This is a genomic window from Nocardia sp. NPDC052316 (assembly GCF_044547795.1).
GTDB lineage: Bacteria > Actinomycetota > Actinomycetes > Mycobacteriales > Mycobacteriaceae > Nocardia.
In genome coordinates this window covers 572,908-595,667 of record NZ_JBIUBB010000005.1, presented here as the reverse complement: position 1 = coordinate 595,667, position 22,760 = coordinate 572,908, and the positions used below count along the sequence as shown (strand labels likewise).

Annotated in this window: 12 protein-coding genes; 1 reads left to right on the top strand and 11 read right to left on the bottom strand. The window is 67.3% G+C overall.

What is annotated here, in order from left to right; translation table 11 throughout:
- Nucleotides 1–43 precede the first annotated feature (43 nt).
- Complete coding sequence (locus tag ACIHA7_RS26270; protein ID WP_397293591.1) at nucleotides 44–3,406, bottom strand: arabinosyltransferase domain-containing protein; 3,363 nt, start codon at nucleotides 3,404–3,406, stop codon at nucleotides 44–46.
- A 385-nt stretch (nucleotides 3,407–3,791) separates the two neighbouring features.
- On the opposite strand from ACIHA7_RS26270, the gene ACIHA7_RS26265 reads away from it, so the two are divergent.
- Complete coding sequence (locus ACIHA7_RS26265) at nucleotides 3,792–4,289, top strand: peptidylprolyl isomerase (RefSeq protein ID WP_397293590.1); 498 nt, start codon at nucleotides 3,792–3,794, stop codon at nucleotides 4,287–4,289.
- Between the two features lie 57 nt (nucleotides 4,290–4,346).
- Here the strand turns inward: ACIHA7_RS26265 and ACIHA7_RS26260 are convergent, their stop codons facing one another.
- From ACIHA7_RS26260 to ACIHA7_RS26215, 10 genes are all read right to left on the bottom strand, one after another.
- Nucleotides 4,347–5,849, bottom strand: a complete 1,503-nt coding sequence (locus tag ACIHA7_RS26260; RefSeq protein ID WP_397293862.1) for an acyl-CoA carboxylase subunit beta — start codon at nucleotides 5,847–5,849, stop codon at nucleotides 4,347–4,349.
- Nucleotides 5,850–5,917: 68 nt separating this feature from the next.
- Nucleotides 5,918–11,404: a polyketide synthase Pks13 gene (gene pks13, locus ACIHA7_RS26255; protein ID WP_397293589.1), complete on the bottom strand. Its 5,487-nt coding sequence runs from the start codon at nucleotides 11,402–11,404 to the stop codon at nucleotides 5,918–5,920.
- Between the two features lie 73 nt (nucleotides 11,405–11,477).
- On the bottom strand, nucleotides 11,478–13,391 hold the full coding sequence (gene fadD32, locus ACIHA7_RS26250) for a long-chain-fatty-acid--AMP ligase FadD32 (RefSeq protein WP_135234272.1): 1,914 nt from the start codon (nucleotides 13,389–13,391) through the stop codon (nucleotides 11,478–11,480).
- A 191-nt stretch (nucleotides 13,392–13,582) separates the two neighbouring features.
- On the bottom strand, nucleotides 13,583–14,602 hold the full coding sequence (locus ACIHA7_RS26245; protein WP_107653612.1) for an LLM class F420-dependent oxidoreductase: 1,020 nt from the start codon (nucleotides 14,600–14,602) through the stop codon (nucleotides 13,583–13,585).
- Nucleotides 14,603–14,858: 256 nt separating this feature from the next.
- Nucleotides 14,859–15,845 (bottom strand): cutinase family protein, encoded by a 987-nt coding sequence (locus tag ACIHA7_RS26240; protein ID WP_397293861.1) that lies wholly within the window; start codon nucleotides 15,843–15,845, stop codon nucleotides 14,859–14,861.
- 84 nt (nucleotides 15,846–15,929) lie between these two features.
- The gene (locus ACIHA7_RS26235) at nucleotides 15,930–16,469 is read right to left on the bottom strand and encodes a DUF732 domain-containing protein (RefSeq protein ID WP_397293588.1); all 540 of its coding nucleotides are present in this window, start codon (nucleotides 16,467–16,469) and stop codon (nucleotides 15,930–15,932) included.
- A gap of 101 nt (nucleotides 16,470–16,570) precedes the next feature.
- The gene (locus ACIHA7_RS26230; protein WP_397293587.1) at nucleotides 16,571–18,376 is read right to left on the bottom strand and encodes an alpha/beta hydrolase-fold protein; all 1,806 of its coding nucleotides are present in this window, start codon (nucleotides 18,374–18,376) and stop codon (nucleotides 16,571–16,573) included.
- Between the two features lie 282 nt (nucleotides 18,377–18,658).
- Nucleotides 18,659–19,693, bottom strand: a complete 1,035-nt coding sequence (locus tag ACIHA7_RS26225) for an alpha/beta hydrolase (protein ID WP_397293586.1) — start codon at nucleotides 19,691–19,693, stop codon at nucleotides 18,659–18,661.
- Nucleotides 19,694–20,085: 392 nt separating this feature from the next.
- Complete coding sequence (locus ACIHA7_RS26220) at nucleotides 20,086–21,093, bottom strand: alpha/beta hydrolase (RefSeq protein WP_397293585.1); 1,008 nt, start codon at nucleotides 21,091–21,093, stop codon at nucleotides 20,086–20,088.
- Nucleotides 21,094–21,430: 337 nt separating this feature from the next.
- On the bottom strand, nucleotides 21,431–22,492 hold the full coding sequence (locus ACIHA7_RS26215) for an alpha/beta hydrolase (protein WP_397293584.1): 1,062 nt from the start codon (nucleotides 22,490–22,492) through the stop codon (nucleotides 21,431–21,433).
- Between the last annotated feature and the right edge of the window lie 268 nt (nucleotides 22,493–22,760).

Sequence of the window (22,760 nt, the reverse complement as noted above, 5' to 3'; positions counted from 1 at the left end):
TGGGGTGCCGGTTCGACGGGCCTGCGGTGTTGTCGGGGTCGGTCTAGAACACCCGGAGGTTGCCTGGGGACCAGAGGCCGGAGCGGGTGGCGGTGCCGGTTTCCAGGCGGGCGGGGGTGGCATTGCGGTCGTACTGGTCGTAGCGCTCCAGGGAGCCCCAGTCGCGGGCCCAGTCGTCCTTGAGATAGGTGGGGACGGTGACGGAGTTCGCGAGCATTTGGGAGAAGCCGAGGAGCCCGCCGAACTCCTGGGCTTGCCAGGTGTTGGTGGAGGTGGTCGCCAGCGGGCGATCAGGGAGGATGCGGTAGCCGGGGACCTCCGCGACGCCGTTCTTGTGGTAGAGCGGACGCTGGCAGGGGAACTGGAGACCGACGGCCCAGTCCTCGAGCACCGGCTGATCGGGGCCGATGAAGGTGTTGAGCGACTGCAACTTCGGCATCCGCGGCGGCGTGAACGCCAGCCACTGGTCGCCGATCAGGATCGGGTCGTTGGCCACGATCCGCACCGCGTCGGCCTCCGGCGCGATCTCGGCGAGCGGGACGCGCAGGTTACGCCAGGACGGGGCCGGGCCGATATCGCGCGGCAGGTAGGTGCCGAGCTTGGCGACGCTGCCATCCGGCAGCCGCTTGCCGTAGTCGACGGTGAGCGACTGGCCGTACTCGGTGTCACCGGTGTCGTCGACCGACAGAATGCGACCGGCCGCGGAGATCACCACGAGCGGGCTGTCCGCCGAGCGCGGGGCGAGCCCGTACCAGCTCGACGTGAGATGCGCGGGCTGCTGCACATTGTCCTGGTAGCTGCCCAGGACCGGCGTGGTGGCCGGGTCGAGCCCGAACGGCAGCGCCACGGTGCTGCCGTTGACACCGCGCGCCCCCTGTCCACCGCCGGTGCCCGCGCTCTGCCCGTCGGCGAACGCGGCGCCGACGGACTGCTTCGAGGTGTTGCCGGTACCCGGCTTCACCTCCACGCTGTCGGCGGACAGATCGTTGGGCACCCCGTTCGGATCGAAGCCGACCGCGTCGACGCCGGCCAGCGGATCGTTCGGATCGGTGAGCGGGTTCGCCGGATCGGTGATCGGCTGCAGCGCACCACCGTTCGGATCCGATTCCACCAGGACGTCATTGGCGAGACCGCAGCTGCTGCCGCGCAGCGCGTCGAAGTTCGAGCGGGCCAGCGAGTACGCCGGGTACTGCGCGACCGCGCCCTTGACCAGCGACATCGCCTCTAGCAACACCATCAGTGCGGCGACAACGGTCAGCGGAATCGCGGCGAACTTGCGAATACGCTTGCCGCGCGCCGACTTCGGTGAGGCCTCCGGCTTGGCATAACCCTCACGCAGCGAGTGCCAGGCGACCAGCGCCAGCGCGAGACCGAACAAACCGAGCATCAGCGTGTTCGACTGGTAGCCGTGCAGCGAGATCCGCTTGTCGAACCACGGCACCCCGAAGCTGGACACATACCAGTAGCCGTTGATGCCGGAGAACGCGAGCGCGAGCACGAACAACAGGCCCGCCAGGAAGATCGCGCGATTCTTGCGCGCGCGCAACGCCGACGCCGAGACGGCGACCGCGGTCACCGCGGCCAGCGAACCGGCGATACCCGCGTACGCGCCGAAGTGGTGCGTCCACTTGGTCGGGTTGAACATCATGAAGAAGACGGTGCCGAAGACGACACCCATCAACCGCCAAGTCGGCCCGCTCGCGATGCCGGGAACCTGCCTGCGCCGCAACAACACCAGCATGGTGGTGAACAGGCACAGCAGCATCACCAGGAACGCGAACCGGCGGGCCAGCGAGCCGTCGACGGTCTCCACGAACAGGTAGTAGTAGCGCAGGTAGTCCTCGTACCAGGCCAGGTTCGGCCCGGTCACCTGACGCACCCGGTTGGCCTCCTGGATAGCGGAGAAGGTCTGATCGCTGTACACCACGATCAGCACCAGCAACCCGGCCGCGGCGATCGGTGCGAGCAGCGGCAGCGTCGACCACCACTTGGACCCGGCCGAGCCGAACTGCCTGCGCCTGCGCACCACGATCCGCACCAGCGGGCGAATACCGGCGAGCAACGCCGCCACACACATCAATCCGGTCGGCGCGGCCGCGAGGGTGAACGCCGCGACCAAGACCGCGACACCGGCGGGCAACAGCCGGCCGGTCGCGATGGCCCGCTCGATCGACACCCAGGTCAGCAGCGCGCCGAGCGCGACGATCGGCTCCGAGCGCAGGCCGTTGTCGAACGGCATCCAGAACGCGAGGAACACCAGACCGCCGGTCCACAGCGCGACCTTGCTGTTGCGCACCCCGCGCCCGAGCCGCGGCACCACCTCCCGGCTGATCACCATCCAGCAGAGGATGGCGCAGGCCAACGCGGGCAAGCGCACCCACGGGCTGGCGGTGGAGATCTCCGAGAAGACCTGGATCACGTAGTAGTACCAGCCGAACGGCGCCTCCGGCACGCCGTACCAGCGGAAGTAGTTGGCCATGTAGCCCGCGTTCGGCGCGACCCGCACCATGCTCAGGATGTAGCCGTCGTCGGAGGTGTTGGCGCCCACGAAATGCCACACCAGCAGCGTGCCGACCACCGCGCCGTCCGCCCAGGTCGGCTTCAGCCAGTTGGACGGCAGGAACCGGCGGTGCCCGCGCCCGTCGCTGCCGTCGAGCCGAGCCAGCGCGGCGAGCGCTACCAGGGTGCACAGCACCGCCGCGATCATCGCGATCAGCTTGATCACGGTCGGGCTGGTGGTGAACCGGGTGTCCACGGTCATGTGGAAGTCGAGTCCGGCGGGCGCCGCGCCCTTCAGCTCGGAGAAGACGCCGACCACCTGCGGCCGCAGGTCGCCGTTCAGCACGCCCTCGACCGGCACCTCGACCTGCTGCTCGGTCCCGGGCGCCGCGCCCTCGACCGGCTTGGTGACCGTGGTGGTCAGACCGGTGAACTCGGCATGCGTGCGCTTGTGATCGGAGCTGAACTCCAGCGCCGAGCACCGCTCCATGTCCGCGCGCGGCGCCGACACAACGACGGCGTTGCGGTCGATCACGTCCACCGAGGTGTCCGACACTCGAATGAACATGGCCTCCAACGCGGCCTTGTGGCCCTGCGGCGGCGCGGTGGCCAGCAACATGCCGCCCCGCTCCGGCAGCTGCGCGACCGCGCTACACGGAATGGTGGCGCGCAGGTCGATCGGGACCTGAGACATCAAGGGGGCCTGCACATTGCCGAGCGTCGCGCCCTGCGGCCAGTTCAGTTCCGCGGTGGTCTGGGTGACCGGCAGGAACGGGGTGGCCAAGGCGAACAGCGCGCCGAGCAATCCGGCGACCAGCGCGATTATTCGCGCGGTGCGGAAATCGGCCGTAGAGGCCGCTGGCACGGCAGGCGGTTTCGTCAGGACAGCAGTAGCGGCGTCGGGCACGATTGGCAATGCTAGCTCCCCAGCCCTCCCGCGTCTTCAGGCCCGGCTGGTCCGCCTCTCCGAGTCTTTAGGCCAGACTTAGGTACGCGGTAAGTTTCGTAGGCGTCCGGCGGATAAGCGCCGAATCACGTTGTGGGCGTGCCCGACGAGTTACCCATGTTCGGCACGAGATCAGTTGTCTGTTTCTTGATCGATTGAAATGCGAAATGAACTTTGAGCCTGCCGACCTGGACATATGTCACAGCTGATCACGCAAGAATGTGTGCGACTCACCTGGCACCCCCGGTACTGCTGCAGTTCCCGGCGGTGCGGTCCGTCGAGGTAAGTCGCGGCACATCCCAAGACCGGGAAAAGGCGTGCGATGGCGAGCTGGCAAGGTGTGGGTATGACCAAGGTGAATCTCTCGACGAATTACGGACCGATCGTCCTGGAACTTGACGACCAGAAGGCGCCGAACACGGTGCAGAACTTCGTGGATTACGTGAACGCGGGCCACTACAACGGCACCATCTTCCACCGTGTCATTCCCGGCTTCATGATTCAGGGCGGCGGCTTCGAGCGCGGCCTGCGGCAGAAGGGCGTGCAGGCGCCGATCCAGAACGAGGCCGACAACGGCCTGAAGAACGACAAGTACACCGTCGCGATGGCGCGGACCAACGACCCGCACTCGGCGACCGCGCAGTTCTTCGTGAACGTCTCCGACAACGCGTTCCTCAACCACTCGGCGCCGACGCCGTCGGGCTGGGGCTACACGGTGTTCGGCAAGGTGATCGAGGGCACCGAGGTGGTCGACAAGATCGCCGGCGTCGCCACCGGCAGCGCGGGCGGGCACCAGGATGTGCCGATCGACGACGTCGTCATCGAATCCGCCAGCCTCGGCTGAGGTAACCGACCTCGGTGAATCGGGCCGCGGCACAACGGTTGCGGCCCGATTCCGGCGTCACAGCGGCAACAGGTGGTGCTTGCGCGGATTGCGCGCGAGCGACTTGTCGCGCAGCAGCTGCAAGGCTTTACGCAGCTCCAACCGGGTGCTCGCGGGCTCGATGACCGCGTCGATGTAGCCGCGCTCGGCGGCCACCCACGGCGTCGCCATGGTGGCGTTGTAGAAGTCGATCATCTGCTGGCGCATGGCCGCCCGCTGCTCCTCCGGCGCCGCCTCGATCTGCTTACCGCCGATCAGGCTCACCGCGCTCTCCGCGCCCATCACCGCGATGCGCGCGGTCGGCCAGGCCAGGTTCACGTCGGCGCCGAGCTGCTTGGAGCCCATCACCGCGTAGCCGCCGCCGTACGACTTGCGAATCACCACAGTAACTTTCGGCACGGTCGCCTCCACGAAGGAGAACAGGAACCGGCCGCCGCGCTTGATCACACCGATCTTCTCCTGCTCCACCCCGGGCAGGAAGCCCGGCGTGTCGACGATGAAGACCAGCGGAATCTCGAACGCATCGCACAGCCGCACGAAATGCGCCGCCTTGTCCGAGGCCCGCGCGTCCAGCGCGCCCGCGTAGACCATCGGCTGATTCGCCACGACACCGACCGGACGGCCGTCGACCCTGGCGAAGCCGGTGATCATATTGCGACCGGCGGTGGCGCCGATCTCGTGGAAACCACCGTCGTCGAAGATTCGCAGCAGGATGTCGTGCATGTCGTAGGCGGCGTTATCCGAGTCCGGCACAAGGGAATTCAGTTCCCGGTCGCTGTCGGTGAGCTCCGGCTCCAGGCCGGGGTTCACGATCGGCGCCAGCTCCTGACAGCTGGTCGGCAGGAAGCTCAGATAGTCGCGCACCCACTCGAACGCCGCCTTCTCGTCCGGCGCGACATGATGGATGTTGCCGTACTCGGCCTGGCTCTGCGCGCCACCGAGCTCCTCGAGGCTGACATCCTCACCGGTGACCTCACGGATCACCTTGGGGCCGGTGACGAACATGTACGCCTCTTCGGTCGCCACCACCACATCGGTGTTGATCGGGGCATACACCGCGCCACCCGCGCACTTGCCGAGAATCATCGAGATCTGCGGCACCAGACCGGACAGCGGCTCCTGCCTGCGACCCAGCTCGGCATACCAGGCGAGCGAGGTCACCGCCTCCTGCACGCGTGCGCCGCCGGAATCGTTGATGCCGACCACCGGGCAACCGACCTTGGCCGCGTACTCCATGATCCCGGCGACCTTGCGGCCGAACATCTCGCCGACCGAACCGCCGTAGACGGTCTGGTCGTGCGAGAACACCGCCACGGGCCGACCGTCGACGAGACCGTGCCCGGTGACCACACCGTCACCGTAGAGCGCGGTGGGGTCACCCGGCTTGCGCACCAGCGCACCGATTTCCACGAAGGTGCCCGGATCGAGCAGCATGTTGATCCGTTCACGGGCGCTGGGAATCCCCTTCTTCGCCCGCTTCGCCACCCCCGCTTCACCCGCCGGTTCCTGCGCTAAATCCATTCGTTTACGCAGGTCGGCGAGCTTCTCGGCAGTAGTGCTCACTTCGTCCCTTTCGTAAGGCGCACCCGCTACGGGGCGATCACCGCAAGCTTCGCGGTGAGGTCGGCTCCGATCTTTCCGATCCGTGGTTCGTCGACGATCTGCAGGTGGTCACCCGGGATGTGGATGACTTCCAGGTTCGGAAGGTATTCGTCCCAACCACCATTGGGGCGGCGATCGGCGAAACGCGGTTCCAGCTCGATCATGCCGTCCTGATAGCGATCCGCGAGGTAAAGCACGACATCGCCGTCGTAGCGGGTCGGCGTGGTCTTGGCCAGGTGCCTGCTCTCGATCCACGAGGTGCGCTGATGTTCGAGCACGCCGCCGGGAATCTTGGTGCCGCTCATCTTGACCAGATCACTGATCATCTTGAACTGCTCTTCATCGGAGGCCGCGGCCAGCGTCTCCAGCTGCTCACGATCCAGCTCGCCCTCGACACCGTAGGTCTTCTTCGCGAAGACCTGGTAGCGCTCGATTCGGCGCACCCGCTCCTCGGGGCTGTTGTCCTCGTCCTCGACCGGCAACGCCAGGTCGATCAAACCGACAACACGCACGTCAGCGCCTTCGTCGCGCAGCAGCTGCGCCACCTGCAGCGCGAACACCGCACCGAGGGACCAGCCGTAGAGCACGTACGGGCCGTTGCCCTGGATCTTGCGCAGCTCGGCGACGTACTGCTGCGACCGCTGCAGGATGTCGCCTTCGACGCGCTCGAAGCCGTACATGGGCGTGCCAGCCGGCAGCCGCTTCAGCAGCGGTTCGTAGACCAGCGTGTTACCGCCCGACGGGTGGAACACGAAGACCGGCACGGCATTCGAGCCCTCTTCGCGGGCCCGCAGCGGCCGGATGAACCCGTCCACGTCGGCACCGCTGTCCTGCAGATTACGCACGATGTCAGCGAGCTGTTCGATGGTTTCGCAGTCGAGCACATCATCGATGGTGACCTCGGCCTTGATCCGCTCGGTGAGGCGTTCCGCCAGCTTCTCGGCGACCTCCTCCTCGAGGATGGGCAGGGTGTTGAAGATGCCGCCCGCCGACTTGCCGGTGACGATCGCCCAGGTTGCGTAAGTCAACCGTTCCGCGGCGTCACGCGGCGGAACATCGTCGTCATCGCTGGCCGAGGGCTGCACACCGAAGGTGACCGGGGCCTGCGCTGCCTGCGCGACAACCGATTCGGCGGCACCCACCGCGGTGGTGTCCTGAGCGTCGAGCGCCCGCTCGTTCGCCGCTTCCTTCGCATCCGCCGCGGCGGCCTGCTCCGGCGACGCCGGTGCGGGTGCCGCGGTACCGGCGGCGGCACCGGTGATGCCTGCGGCCGTCTCGGCCTCCGCGACGATCTGCTCGGCCTCGGCCTGCACCGACGTGGTCTCGACGTCCAGCGAAACACCTTCGGCGGCCGCCGCTTCGGTGACCGCGGCGGCCGGGTCGGCACCCGCTTCGACGGCCGCGCGGGCGGCCGCGATGAAGTTGCTGTCGACCACGATCTCTTCGCCGGCGGCCTGCCGCTCGGCCACCGCGAGCATCTCTTCGCGATGGTCGATGGCGTAGCGCAGCACCTTGCCGACCTCGGTCAGGTTGGCGTCGCGCACGGCCTGGATCTGCAGCTGCGGGATGTCGAATTCGTATTCGACGCGGTTCTTGATGCGCATGGCCATCAGCGAGTCGAGACCGAGCTCCATCAGCGGGATCTCCATCGGGAGATCCTCCACCGCGTAACCCATCGACTCGGCGACGATCAGCGCGAGGCGATCTTCCAGCGACTGGGTGCCGTCCGGATCCCAGCGCTCACCGAAGGTTTCGACGACCTCGAGATCGGCATCGCTCGCCGGTGCGGTAACGGTCGCCGGAACAGCCTCGGCCACAACGGATTCGGGTAGCGGCGCACCCGAGGTGACCACCGAGTCGAACAGCAACCGGAAGGCGTTGCCCTCCTTGGCATGCACCTGCACCGAGGCGCCGCCGGGGTGCGGAGTCAGCGTGGTGGTCAGCGTGCCGGTGACCGGAACGGTGGCATGCGCGACCGAAGCGCCCAGCGACACGTCGCTGAGTACCTGTGCCGCAGCGGCATTCACCAGCGCGGCGAGATCGGTGACCGAGGACGCCTGGACCTCCCACGCGTGCCTGCCGTCCGGCATCGCCACGTGTGCGCCCGGCACCCGGCCGTTGCCGCCACCACCGGCCATGGAGATCTTCGGCCAGTACTGCTTGCGCACGAACTTGGTACGCGGAATATCGGCGTAGTCACCCGGGCTGAGCAGGGACGGAAGATCGACCTTGTGCCCGTGCACGTACAGCTGCGCGAGGGCACCGATCACGCCGGCCGCCTCGTCTTCCTTGCGCTTCAGTGTCGGGATGAGCTGTGCGTCGTGCGCGCCCGCCGCGAAGGTGGTGCCGAGCACCTGCATCAGCGCAACGGAATTCGGCGCCAGCTCCAGGAACGTGGTGTGGCCGGTGTCGACCGCGAGCCGCACCGCGTTGGTGAAGTACACGCTGCCGCGCATGTTCTTGACCCAGTAGTCCTCGTTGTGCACCGGATCGGTACCCGCGCGGTAGAACTCGCCTTTGTGCACGGTCGAGTACAGGCCGGTCTTCAGCACGGTCGGTTCGATGCCCGCCAGTTCCGCGGCCAGCTCGCCGAGCAACGGGTCCATCTGCGACGTGTGGCCCGCACCGCGAGTCTGCAGGATCCGGGCGAACTTGCCCTCCGCCTCGACCCGCGCCACGATCGCCTCGACCTGCTCGCGCGGACCGCCGATCACCGTGTTGGTCGGTGCCGCGTACACCCCGACCTCGACGTCCGGGTATTCGGTGAGCAGTTTCTCGATGTCCTCGGCGCTGTATTCGACGAGTGCCATATTGCGCACGTCGTCGTCGGTGATCATCTGCTCGCCCTCGTGCATCAGCCGCGAGCGCGCGCAGATCACGCGGACCGCGTCTTCGAGCGGGAGACCACCGGCGATGTAGGCCTCGGCGACCTCGCCCATCGAGTGGCCGATGACGGCCTCGGGCTGGGCACCGTGCGCGCGCAACAGCGCGGCCAGGCCGATCTGGATGGTGAAGATACCGACCTGCGAGGTGCCGACGTTGTAGTCCTGGCTGTCGTCCAGGAACATGTCGCGGATGGAGTACCCGGCCTCGTCCTGCACCAGTTCGTCGACCTGGTCGACGGCCGCGGCGAAGATCGAGTTCTCCAGGTAGAGCCGCTTGGCCATCTTGCGGTGCTGCGCACCGAAACCGGAGAGCACCCAAACCGGGCCCATGGCCGCTGGCGCGTCGGAAGTGAAGACGCCGGCGCCCGGCTTACCCGCCGCGATGGCGCGCAGACCGGCAACGGCCTCCTCGTGCGAGGTGGCGAGCACCACGCCGCGCGAGCGCCAGTGGCTGCGCTTGGCCAGCGACCTTGCGACGTCCTCGAGCGAAACATCGCGACCAGCTTCGGATTCCAGCCAGTCGGCCAGTTCCGCAGCGGCCCGGCGGCGGCGGGAGGGCAGGTAACCGGAGACCGGCAGGATCACCGGCAGCGGCTCGGTGCGCTCGGCGGTCCATTCGGCAACGGGGGCAACGGCTGGCGCCTCCGCGACCGATGCCACGTTCGCTGCCTGCTCGACGTTCGCGTCAGTTTCGGCGTCGCCCGCCTCCGCGACGACCGCGTCCGCTTCCGCGATCACCTCGGTTGTCTCGTCGGCCAAGTCGGTCTCGAGCGCCGCGGCACCGGCGTCGACCGCTGCGGCCGCGACGTCGGTGGCCGTGGGCTCTGGGCTCGCCGTCACCTCGGCCGAGGCCGGAACATATTCCTGCACAACGATGTGCGCGTTGGTACCGCCGAAGCCGAAGCCGGAGATACCGACGGTAGCCGTGCCGCTGTAGCGCGGGAATTCCGTCGGCTCGGCGACCACCTGCAGGTGCGCTTGGTCCCACGGAATGTACGGATGCGGGCCCGCGTAGTTGATGTTGGGCGGAATGACGTTGTGCTGGAAAGCCATGACGACCTTGGCCAGGCTGGCCGCGCCCGCCCCGGACTCCAGGTGGCCGAAGTTGGTCTTCGCCGAACCGAGCAACGCGGGCTTGTCGGCGTCGCGGCCGCGACCGATCACACGGCCGAGCGCGTCGGCCTCGATCGGGTCGCCGATCGGGGTACCGGTGCCGTGCGCCTCGATGTAGTCGACGGTGGACGGCACGATCCCCGCGTCGCGGTATGCCCGCCGCAACACGTCGGCCTGCGCATCGGGATTCGGTGCGAGCAGCCCGTTGGACCGCCCGTCGTTGTTGACCGCGGAACCCTTGATCACGGCCATGATTCGGTCACCGTCGCGCTCGGCATCGGCGAGCCGCTTGAGCACTACGAGGCCGGCGCCCTCGGAGCGCACCATGCCGTCGGCATCGGAGGAGAACGCTTTGATCCGGCCGTTCTTGGCCACGCCGCCGTTCTGATCGAAGCCGAGGGTGGTCACCGGCGCGAGGAGCATGTTCACGCCACCGGCCAGCGCCACGTCGGCGTCGCCGTCGCGCAGCGCGCGCACTGCCTGGTGCACGGCGACCAAGGTCGACGAGCAGGCGGTATCGACCGTGACGGACGGGCCACGGAAATCGAAGAAGTAGGAGATCCGGTTGGCGATGATGCCGTTGGAGCTGCCCATGATGCCGTAGGCCTGCGCGGAGGCGGGCACATTCGGATCCATCTCCGCGCCGAGGCCGAGCGCGGCGATCAGCATGAAGTCACTGGTGGACGAGCCGACGAACATGCCGACCGCTTCGCCCTTGAGCTCGCTGGCCGGAATCCTGGCGTGCTCCAACGCTTCCCAGGTCAGTTCCATCATCAGGCGCTGCTGCGGATCGACCCGCTCGACCTCGATCGGCGACATGGCGAAGAACTCGGCGTCGAAGCCCTTGACCACGTCCTCGTCCAGGTAGCCGCCCAGCGTGTTGCCCTCGGCGACGGCCTTGGCGATCGCGGGTTCCTGCAGGAACTCCGCCCATCTGCCCTCCGGCCGCTCCCGGATGCCGTCACCACGGTTGATCAGGAATTCCCAGGTCGACTCCGGCGTATCGCCCGCGCCGGGCAGCCGGGTAGACAGGCCGACGATCGCGATGTCGTGCGCATCGTTCGGCTGGTAGCCCGCCGTGTAGAAGGAGTCGTCGGAAACGTCTTGCGCGCTTTCCGGTTCACCGTTGATGACCATCTCGGCCAAGGAGGCGATCGTCGGGTGCTGGAAATAGGCGGTCGCGGTGAGCACCACGCCGGTCATTTCCTCGATGTCACCGACGAGCGCGATTGCGTCGCGCGAGGCGAGCCCGAACTCCTCCATCGGCCGGTCGACGGTGATCTGTTCGAGCGGCAATCCAGTCGCCTCAGCAACCCAGTTGCGCAGCCAGTCCCGCAGCTCCGAGACCGTCATATCGGTCTGCGCGCCGGACGCCTCGGTGGCGGCAGCTTCCACCTGCGCGGATGCCTGGTCGGCGTCCGCGTCGGCGGGCAGGGATGCGGTCGTCGTGGTGGACGTGCCCTCGTTGTCAGCCATCAATTCCTCAAGCTACCTGTCTGCGTACCGGGCGCACCGCGAATGTCGGCTGTCCGAGGCCACCCCTGGGCAATTACTCTTCCGGTGCATCGGGGAACGCCTGCTGGGTGTAACCACCCCGCAGCGTTCCCTCGAGGTAGGCGGCCTTGCAGGCCCGCCGGGCGATCTTGCCGCTGGAGGTGCGCGGGATGGAGCCCGCGGGAACCAGCAGTACGTCTCGAACGGTCACCCCGTGGCGCGACGCCACCGCGGCGCGCACCTCGTCGGCGATGGGGAGTGGATCGGCCTTGCCCGCGCCAGGGCCGCGTTCGGCCACGATGACCAGCTGCTCGGAGGCGTCGTCGGCGTCGAACTTGAGTCCGGAGTGGCTGCCCTGGTCGAAGACGAGCGCGGGTAGCTGGTTCGCGGGCACCGAGAACGCGGCGACGAAGCCGGGGCGTAGCGCCTTGGAGGCTTCCTGCGCGGAGAACTCGAGGTCCTGCGGGTAGTGGTTGCGGCCGTCGACGATCACCAGGTCCTTCACCCGCCCGGTGATGTACAGCTCGCCGTCGAGGTACACGCCGTAGTCGCCGGTGCGCATCCAGTTGGCGTCGCGGTCGGTGCCTTCGGCGTGGCTGCCCTCGGGTAGCCGGTGCGAAACCTTGTTCTGGAAGGTCGCGGCGGTCTCGTCGGGCCTGCCCCAGTAGCCGATGCCCATGTTGTTGCCGTGCAGCCAGATCTCACCGACCCGGCCGTCGGGCTGCTCGTGCCCGCCGTCGGCCTCGACGGTCTCCGGGTCGACGATCACGGCCCACTGCGACAGCGCGACGTAACCGCAGGAGACCTGCGCGATGGCGTTCTCCGAGCCCGGCTCGACCTTGACCATGCGGCCTGCGTTGAGCTCGTGGCGGTCGACGTAGGTGACCTTCGCCTCGTCCTCGGCCTTGGTGGCGGACACGAACAGCGTCGCCTCGGCCATGCCGTAGCAGGGCTTGATCGCGGTCTTGGGTAGGCCGTAGGGCGCGAACGCCTCGTTGAACTTCTTCATCGAGGAGGTGGTCACCGGCTCGCTGCCGTTGATCAGGCCGATCACGTTGGACAGGTCCAGCGACTCGCCGTTCTTCGGCAGGCCGCGTGCCGCGGCGTGCTCGAACGCGAAATTCGGTGCGGCGGCGAAGGTTCCGGCGCCGTCGGACTGCGCGGCGAGTTCCTTGATCCAGCGGTACGGGCGGCGCACGAACGCGCTCGGCGACATGATGGTGATGTATTTGCCGCCGACCGCGGGCAGGATCACCGTCAGCAGGCCCATGTCGTGGAACAGCGGCAGCCAGGTGACGCCGCGCGAGTTCCAGTCCAGGTTGATCGCGTCGACCATCTGCAGCAGGTTGGTGCCGACCGCGCGGTGGGTGATCTCCACACCGGCCGGGGTCCTGGTCGAGCCCGAGGTGTACTGCAGGTAGGCGATGTCGTCGATGGCGATGTCGGGGCGCACCCAGCCCTCGCCGACACTGTCCGGGATCGCGTCGACCGCGATGATGCGCGGGCGCTGCGCGGCGGGCAGCGACCGGAAGAACTGCCGCACGCCGGCCGCCGAGGAGCTGGCGGTCAGGATCGCGGCGGGTTCGCAGTCGCCGAGTACGGCGTGCAGGCGGTCGGTGTGACCAGGCTCGTCCGGGTCGAACAGGGGCACCGAGATGGTGCCCGCGTAGATCGCGGCGAAGAAGGAGATCACGTAATCCAAGCCCTGCGGCGCCAGGATCGCGACCCGGTCGCCCGGGTTGGTCACCTGCTGCAGTCGAGCGGCCACCGCGCGCAGCCGAATGCCGAACTCACGCCACGTCAGTTCCTGCGCCTCGCCATCACGCTCACGCGAGTAATCGATGTAGCGGTACGCCAGGGTGTTCGCGTCGTTCCGGGTGTGCTTCTCGACGTGATCGACCAGGGTGTGATCCTCGGGAATTCGGATGTTCCCGGTCTCGTCCAGGTAGTCGTCGAAAGTCTCTTCCATTCCTTCTTCTCCTCCGAGGCACACGCAGCAAGACGGCGACAACGCCGTTGTTACCTGTGAGGCCCCGACTCGCTTTCGCCCGCGGGTGGCTCCAAGTGCTCGAGTCAGCCTGCAGTTATTGGGCGGTCTGCGCGGTGACCGCTATCGGCTAGATGTACTCAAACCAGAGTCATGTTACAGAGAAGACCGGCTCACTCGTCTCGCAGCAGGGGAATAACGGGGGCGAATGCGTCCATCTGGGTGGGAAAGACCCCGACATACGACATCGAGGTGAGTTGGCGCACACGGCGGATCTGCTCGGCGATTTCTTCGAAGCTGCCGATGGCCACGTACGGCGAGTTCAAGATGTCCTCGACCGAAAGCTTCACGTCCACCTCGAGATCCGGGTGCAGGCCGCGGTCGATCGCGGAAAGCGCCATCTCAGCGGTCTTCTCGCGATCGTCGGTGATGACGATGGCGGTGATGGCCCAGTTCAGCTCGATGTCGGCGAACCGGTCGCCCGCGGCCTCGCGGATCAGGTTCACCTTCTCGATCGTCTTCTCGAGCGTGATGCCCGACAAGAGACCTTTACCGTTCTTGGTGGTCACCGGCACGACCGAGATGATGTCGGCGTGCTTGGCCGCCAGCCGCAGCATCTTCGGGCCGCCGCCACCGGTGCAGATCGGCGGGCGCGGACCCTGCCGCGGCCTCGGCGTGCCCTTGATGCCCTGTACTTGGTAGTACTTGCCCTCGAAGGTGCACTCCTGGCCGCGCAGCAGCACGTCCAGGATGGTCAGCGCCTCGTCCAACTTCGCGAGCCGAACCCCGGGCGTCTCGTAGGGCAGGCCGGCGGCGACGAACTCGTCCTGCTTCCAGCCCGCGCCGAGGCCGACCTCGAGCCTGCCTTTGGACAGCACGTCGATGGTGGCCAGATCCTTGGCCAGCACCACGGGGTGCCGGAAACCGTTGGCCAGCACCGACGTTCCGAGGCGGATCTTCTCGGTGGCCTGGGTCAGCGCGCCGAGGGCGGCGATCGGGCCGATCTGGTCACCGAGGTGGTCCGGCACGACGAAGGTGTCGAAGCCGTACTCCTCGGCCTGCTGCGCCGTCTGGATGAACTTGCGGGCGCCACCCTCTTGCTTATTTCCCTCGCCCGCTGCCGCGAAGCGGAAGCTGCGCAGCGGCGTACCCAGCGCGGTCAACTCACCGGCTGGTGCGGCGGCTTCTGTCATGAACTCATGCTCCTGGCTGTAAGGAAATTCGGGCGCGACGGTGCAGGGTGGTGTCCCGAACACGGCGTCGGTGTTACCTGCGTCGCGATCACCTGCGGCACTTTACAGCGTGCTGTCCAACGGGAGTCGCGCTTGTCGGGGCAGTACTGGTGTTCTGCGTGCCGACCCCGTCGTTGCCTGTGAAATCTCACGACCGCACCGCGCCGGACCTCGGCTCCGTCGCGCGATCCACGTGCCGTATCTCCAGCTCGCTCGGTCACGAATGGGGCGGATGCGGTGCCGATTCGATGAGGCCGTTCGCCCAGTTGACGGTCCACTGGGTGGAGGTGGTGCCGTTCTCGTCGACGACGAAACCGTTGTACAACGCGTGCACCGGGTTGCCCGCCGCGCGCACCAGCGCACCGACGCTGCCCATGATGTTCCAGGGGCTCAGTGCTTCGCGCGGTGCGTCGCAGATCAGATCACCCTGCGCGCAGATCGTGAAGGTGCGCTCGGCCAGTTCGCCGAAGCCACCCGGGCGCGGACCGGTCATGGTGATGCCGGGGACGTTGAGTCCCTTCAGCGCGACCTCGGCCCCGACGCCCGCGGGCACCGCACCGATCTGGACGGGCTGGCCGGGACCGGTGTCGCCGGTGCGCCTGCCATCGGAGATGAGCGTCACGCCGAGCACCTTGTTCGCGGGCACCGGCCCCTTGCCCTGGCCGATCTGCGAGGCCACATCACCCGCGATCACCGCGCCCTGGGAGAACCCGGCGATCACGTAGGTGGTCAACGGACATTCCCGGTGCCGCTGCTGCATCGCGTCGATCATCCGCTGGGTGCCCTCGGACCGGCTGTTGTTGTACGACTGCTGGCCGTCCGGCGGGATGGCGATCGGATTGGAGAACTGCGCGACGTACGGGACGGTGTACACGTCCAGCCGTTCCTTCGGGAACTGCTGCCCGACCGGGTTGGAGATGTTGAGCATCAACGAGATCGGGTTCGCGGTCGGGTTGTGCGGGTCGTCGTTGCTGTTGGACTCCCAGGTGCCCGGCACCGAGATCATCTGCACGTCCGGACAACTCGCCGGTTGCGAGGTCGGTTCCTCGGGCGGCTTCGGCCCCGGCTTGGGCTGGCGCAGCAGCCCGGCGAGCAGGTACCACAGCAGCAGCACCACGATGATGATCAGGATGGGGATCCCGATCAGCAGCAGACACCCCACCGGCCTGGACCGGCGGGATGTGCCGCCGCGGCGCGCGTTCACCACCGCGCCTGACTAGCGCTCGGCGCCGTCGTGCCCGCGGTGCAGCTGTGTTCCCGGTTCACTCGCCGCGCTCCTTCACGTCGCTCACGCCTTGCAGTACGTCTGCTTCGCGGCGCTGATGTAGACCTCTCCGGCCTTCTCGACCGGCATCTTCGCCGGGTCGAAGGAGGGATCGGAGCCCGCCATCGCGGTAACGAAGGTCATCAGATCCTGATCGGAGGCCCCGGATGCGGTGCCCTGGCAGACATAGTTCGCCACGCTGAGCGCGATATCCGGAGTGGACGGCGTGACGCCCTGCTGCTTGAGCGCGTCGAGGTACTTCTTGTCCTTGTCGGTGAGCTTCGAGGTGTCCGCGGGCGGCGCGGACTCGGCGGGCACCGGCTGCGGACGCTCGGGAGCGACCGTCTCGGCCGGCGGCTGCTCGGGCTGGGGGGTGGGCGCAGGCGCCTGCTGGCCGGTGTCGTCGCCGCTGGTGGACGAGGCGGGCGGCTGCGTCGCCGCCGTGGTGCGGGTCAGCGTCGGCGTGCTCGATGCGGTCGAGTCGTTGCCACCGCAGGCGGCGAGCAGGCCGGTCGCCGCGATCGCCACGACAACGCCGAATACCTTGCCACGGGTCCTCTGCATGAATTCTGTCCTCGATCTGTTCGCAAACGGGGGAGGTCGCCACCCAACATAGCGGCAAGACTTAAGAGATCGGAGCCGGACAACAAACAGACCGGTCAGATTTAAAGCCCGTGAACCTCCGGTTTGCCATCGCGCACCACGATGAAACCGGTTTGGAAGTTCTGCTGCACACCGCCGGGGACAGGGAACTCATCGCTGATCGGGTAGCCGAGCTTGCCGTTCTCATACCCGAGCACCTGCCAGGCGTCCATGAGCGGACCGTTCTTCACCGCCCACGCACCCGACAACGGGCTCCAATAGATGTTGCCGCCCTCGAAACGGCTGTACCGGCCGAGGTCCTTCAGTGGCTGCTCCTCGGCGGCGGGGAAGCCGAGCCAGCTGTTCTCGTAACCCATTTGCGCGTATTTGCCCAGGATCATGCCCTGCACCCGGCGCACGCCGGTCTTGGCGCTGTAATAGAACGGGCCGTTCTCGAACGACTGCACGGCGCCGTCCCGGTTCGGGGTCGCCACCTCGGGTCCGATCGGGTAGCCCGCCGGGCCTGCCTCGTACCCCTGCTTGCCCCACTCGTCGAGGATGGCGCCGCGCACCGCCTGGGCCCCGGTCTGCGGAGTCCAGTAGAGCGCGCCGTGCTGGAAGCTCTGCATGCGGCCCTTGCCGTCCGGCAGCCCGCGTTCGTCACCGGTCGGCAGCCCGAGCGGGCCTGCGGCGCCCTGCGTGGCCTGGTATCCGCCGCCGATCATGCCGCCGACCGGGTGCGCGCCGCTGCCCGGGGTGAAGTAGACCCGGCCGGCCCGGAAGTCTTGGGCCACACCGCCGCCCGCCACCGGGTACTCGGCAGACAGGCAGTCCCCTAGCCAGTTGTTCGCGGCGGCAACGGTGGCGATCTGGCCGCCGACCGTGCAACCGGCCTGGCCCGGATCGACGCCGAGCGCGGCCGCGGCCTGCGTCCAGGACTGCCGCATCTCGAAGTCCCAGTAGGGCCACGAGTGCGTGCCGGACGGACGGTAGTTCACCTGCGCCGGGATCGCCAGCTTGCCGAGCTTGGTGACGAAGTTCTGCGAGGTGAGCCGCGACAGGATCTCCAGCCCCATGCCCGCGTAGTTGGTGCTGACGCCGGGAATGCCGGACGCCTGGTCGAACGGGCCGGACGCACCGCTGCCGCTGGACACGTACAGCGTGACGCCCTTGAGCTTCTCGGCCAGCGTGTACGGGTCGTGCGCGGCCCACTCCGGGCTGGTCGGCGGGCCCCACATGGCGCCGACGTCGTAGCCGCCCGCGTCTCGCATGGCGAACTGGATGGCCTGCGGCATGCCGATCGTGGTTGTAGTGAGAAAGCCCGAGTAGGACGCGGCGTACTTGGCGAAGCCGGGGTTGCGCGCGGCCAGGAACATGGCCGCCGTGCCGCCCATCGAAAGTCCCTCCATGCCACGGACATCCGTCGCGCGCCAATCGGCCTCGAGCAGCGGCGGCAGTTCCTTGGTCAGGAAGGTTTCCCACTTGTAGTTCTTGCCGTTGTTCGGCTGGATCCAGTCGGAGTAGAAGCTGGACTGGCCGCCGATCGGCAGCACCACGGTGACGTTCTTGTCCGCGAAGAAATCGACGGCGCCCGCGTCTTTGGTCCAGCCGCTCTCCTCGTCGGTGGCGCGCAGGCCGTCGAGTAGGTAGAGCACGGGGAAGCGCACGTCGGGGCGGGTGTTCCAGTCCTTGGCGAGTAGCAGCTGCACCTGGATCGGGGTGGCCATGGACGGCGAGTTGATCCACAGCGCGACGCGGCGGTCGGTCAGCCAGATCACCTTCTGCACGGTCGCAGGCGCGCCCGCCTCCGGGACTGCCGGGCCGGGGGCCGGGGCCGGGGCGGGCTGCGCCGCGGCCGGTGCGACGCCCGCGGCCAACGGGATGACCATGGCGGTAGCGAGCAGCACTAACCGCCCGCGAGCCGGGCGCGCGCCACGACGCTCGCGTCTTCCCCATCTGCCGCGCCGAATCCCTGCCACAAGAGCTTTCTACTCCCGTACGCGCCGTCTTCCAGGGAGGACACGCACGATAAGGAAACGGTCGTGTTCGTTGTGCGGGCTCGCACAACGCATCCGGCGCCGCCGCTTCCGTGCGGAAGCCGCGGCGCCGAAGCGGTGCAGACAACTCGGGCCGCACCCCGAGGGGTACGGCCCGAGCGGTTGATCAGGCGATCACCAGGCGCCGGTGGCGTCCAGGATCTGGTTGCGGGAGTTGAAGAGCTGACCCTCCCAGTACTTCCAGGAGTGGGTGCCCTGGGCCGGGAAGTCGAACCGGGCCGGGATACCGAGCGAGGCCAGGCGAGCCTGGAACGCGCGGGTGTTGACCAGCGAGAGCGCCTCGAGCGCCATCGCGTTGCTGGTGTTGAACACGCCGACCGCCGAGTTCGGCGCGTCGTACTGACCCGGCAGGCCGCTGGCCGCCGAGATGTACATCGGCAGGCCCTTGAGCTGCGGCGCGAACACGAAGGGGTCCATCCGCAGCCACGCCGGGCTCCACGGCGCCGCCATCGAGTCGACGTTGAAGCGGCCCGCGTCCAGCATCGCGACGCGGATCGCCTCGCGCATGCCCGGCGCGGAGATGTTCAGGTAGCCCGAGTACGAGGCGGCGAACTTGAACTGGTCCCGGTGGTAGGCGGCGAGCGCGAGCGCGCCACTGCCACCCATGGAGAGACCGGCCACCGCGTTGTTGGTCCGCGAGACGCCGTAGCCCTCGAGGAAGGCCGGGAGCTCCTTGGTCAGGAAGGTCTCCCACTTGTAGGTGGTCTTCTGGCCGTTGGTGTTGCTCGGCGCGTACCAGTCCGTGTAGAAGCTGGACTGGCCGCCGACCGGCATCACCAGGGTGATGTTGTCGTTCGCGAACTGCTGCAGCGCGTTCGTCTCGAACGACCACGCGTTGCGGTCGTCCCGCGCGCGGAGTCCGTCGAGCAGGTAGAGCGCCGCGTTGCCGCCGCGTGCTGCCCACTGCACCTGAACCTTGATCGGGCCCATGCTGGACGGGACCATCAGATCTTCGAATCCGCCTGCGGGAGCACGCAAGACCGGTGCGTGCACCGGCGCCGCGGTGGCGATCGGGGCCGCCACGCCCGCGGCGATCGGTAGCGCCAATGCAGCGGCACCGACAGCCAGAATTCGATTACGCCAACCACGAGGTGCGCCTCGCCGTCCCGACTCAGTTCTCATCGGCGCGGCCGCCCTGCCGAAACGCATGAATCCTGCTCTCTTTCTGCTTTTCTGCCTGTTGTGGTGCCGTCGGCGACCCCGAGAGGGGCGCAACCGCACCAGTGCTGCCAACGAGACGCACGCCGCAGCACACCGGACCCCGACATTCCGGCGCATGCGACTGCGAAACTACGATCTGGTCACACTTGCGCTCGCTGGACGATATTCGACACCGGTGGCCTTAGCAAGGCCGAGGCAACCAGGTGGCCGAAATCCGCCCGTACGCAATCTGTGATGGTGCGGTGACCCTATCGCGTTCGGCCGGTGATTGTCGTGCCGGAGCACCAAATTTTCACCTGATGGCCGGAAGTGTCAGCGCCGGCGCGGCGTCGAACCCGGGGTGGACAGCGGAGAGTGCCTGGGAATGCCGCGAATTGAGTTCACCCCAAATTCGCGCTGAGATCTGGCAGCATCTGGAAAACCTGGTCCTGCCAGTAGTTCCAGCTGTGCACACCCACCGGGGTGTACACGAACACGGCATTGCTCGGACCGAGACTGTTCATCCGCGCTTCGAACGCACGGGTGTTGGCCAGCGCGATCGTCTCCAGCGCCATCGCGTTGCCGAGGTGATAGACGTCGATCGGCGCGTTGATCACATCGCGTGGCCCGTTCACGCCGTTGCCGGTGGCGATCCACAGGCGAGTTCCGTTGTCGCGCAACAGTGGCGCGAACATGAACGGATCGTTGCGCAACCAGCGCGGATCCCATGGCGGACCCCACATGGCGTCGATGTTGTAGCCGCCCGCGTCGAGCATGGCCAGCCGCAGGCCCTCCTTCATGGCCGGCGCGGAGATGTTCAGGTAACCCGAATATGAACCGGCATAACGGAACTGGTCGGCATGGTATGCGGCGAGCGCGAGCGCGGCGCTGCCACCCATGGACAGGCCGAACACCCCGTTGCCGCGCGGGTTGAACCCGAGACGGTCGTGCAAGGCCCAGCGCAGATTGTCGGTGAGAAAGGTCTCCCAGGCATAGGCCTGCCGTTGGCCATTGGTATTACTCGGCGCAATCCAATCCGAGTAGAAGCTGGACTGGCCACCGACCGGCATCACCACATTGATGTTCCACTGCGTCAGCACACCGGAGATGTTGGTGTCGATCTCCCAGCCGCTCAGATCGTTGCGGGCGCGCAGACCATCCAACGCGTAGACCACGCGATCGGTGTTGCCGTCCGCGGCGCGGAAGATCCTGGACTTGATCGGGCCCATGCTGGAGTCGACCCAGAAGTCGAAGCCCTCCGGATCGAAGGAGGCCTGCGCGGGGGCGTCGAGGCCGCCGAACGGCAGGGTGATGGCAACGGCGAGACCGGCGACCGAGCGCCGCAACCAACGGCGGCCGACCGATTCGCGACTGCTGGCAACCGCTCCGCGTACTCCATCCGACCGCATCGACTTCACCTTTCGACCGTGCGGTCGTCGTTGACCGCAACCGTGGTGCATGGAGATCGACACTCGGCGTCGATGGCTTCCAACGGCGAAGTCCTCGGGCCTTTGACTCTTCTATAGGCAGTTATCCGAGTTTTCCCGTTCCGGAATCGCGGGGCGATGCCGGATCGTGACGGAAACCAGTGATTTGCCGTTATCGGCGGGCAGCCTGCGCGTCCTGACAATGACAAGATCGCAATTCGGCTTCCAGCGACCAACCAGCCAATAAGTGGGGCCCTGCCGAAAACGACAGACCGCCCGGCGCTGGACAGCGCCGGGCGGTCTGGTTACGACGAATTCGTCAGCCGATATTGGCGGACATGTCCGGAATCATCCGGTAGGCCTCATCGGTCCAGTTGTTCCACGCGTGAATACCGAAGGCGGGATAGGAGTAGACGGTGTTGCCGCCGCCGAGCGTCGCCATCCGCACCTGGAACGCACGGGTATTCGCCAAGGCCAGCGCCTCCAGCCCCATCCCGTTGAGGGTGTTGAAGCTCGGCGGATCGTTCGCCGCGGGCAAACCACTCGCCGCGGCGATCCACAGTCGGGTGCCGTTGCGCACCAGGTTGGGCGCGAAGACGAACGGATCCATCCGCAGCCACTGCGGACCCCACGGCGGCGCCATCGAGTCGACGTTGTATCCGCCCGCGTCCAGCATGGCGACCCGGATGGCCTCACGCATGCCCGGCGCCGAGATGTTCAGGTAACCGGAGTACGAACCGGCGAAGCTGAACTGGTCCGGGTGGTACGCAGCCAGGGTGAGCGCCGCGCTGCCGCCCATGGACAGGCCGAACACGCCGTTGCGGGTGTCGCTGAAGCCGAGCCGGTCGCGCAGCGCGTTGCGCAGGTCGCGGGTCAGGAAGGTCTCCCACTGGTACCGGTAGCTCTTGCCCGGCCCCGCGGCCAGGATGTTGAGCGCGCCGGAGCCGGAGGACGAGCCGGTGCCCGCCGGGATGCCGAGCAGCTCGCTCGGCGCGTTCCAGTCGGCGTAGAAGCTGGACATGCCGCCGACGGGCATGACGACATTGATGTTCCAGTCGGCCAGCACCTGAGGAACGTTGGTCTCGATTTCCCAGCCGTTGAGGTGCTCCGGCGCCCGCATGCCGTCGAGCACGTACGCGACGCGGTTGGTGTTGCCGTCCCTGGCGCGCAGCACCCGCGACTTGATCGGGCCCATGCCGGAGTCGACCCAGAAGTCGAACGCGGCGGGGTCGAAGCCCGCCGATGCGGTGGCGCCGCTGCCCGCTGCCGCGATGCCGAAGGGCAGCAGAAGTGCCACGGCGATCCCGAGAGCGGATCGCTTGATCCACGAACCAGTGGCTCCCGAGGTACCGGGTCTACCTTTCCAGCGGGCAATTCGCATCAAACTCGACCTTTCGTTCGGGCGGCCGGGGGGCAAACAGCTGGCGATCTAAACCGGCCCCCTCTTCGGACACCGAGTGCCGCTGTCCACCGAAACGGGACGAATCGACCTCTGTGCATGTTCTTCGTGTATCAATCGGCAGCGGAAGCTTATATGTTGCTGGAAAGTGACTCATGCCACAACTCACCGTCCACTACCTCTCCACATTCGTTACCGAACGGCACTTGGACGACTGGCAAACGAAAAGACCACCCGGTGCACTCGGCAC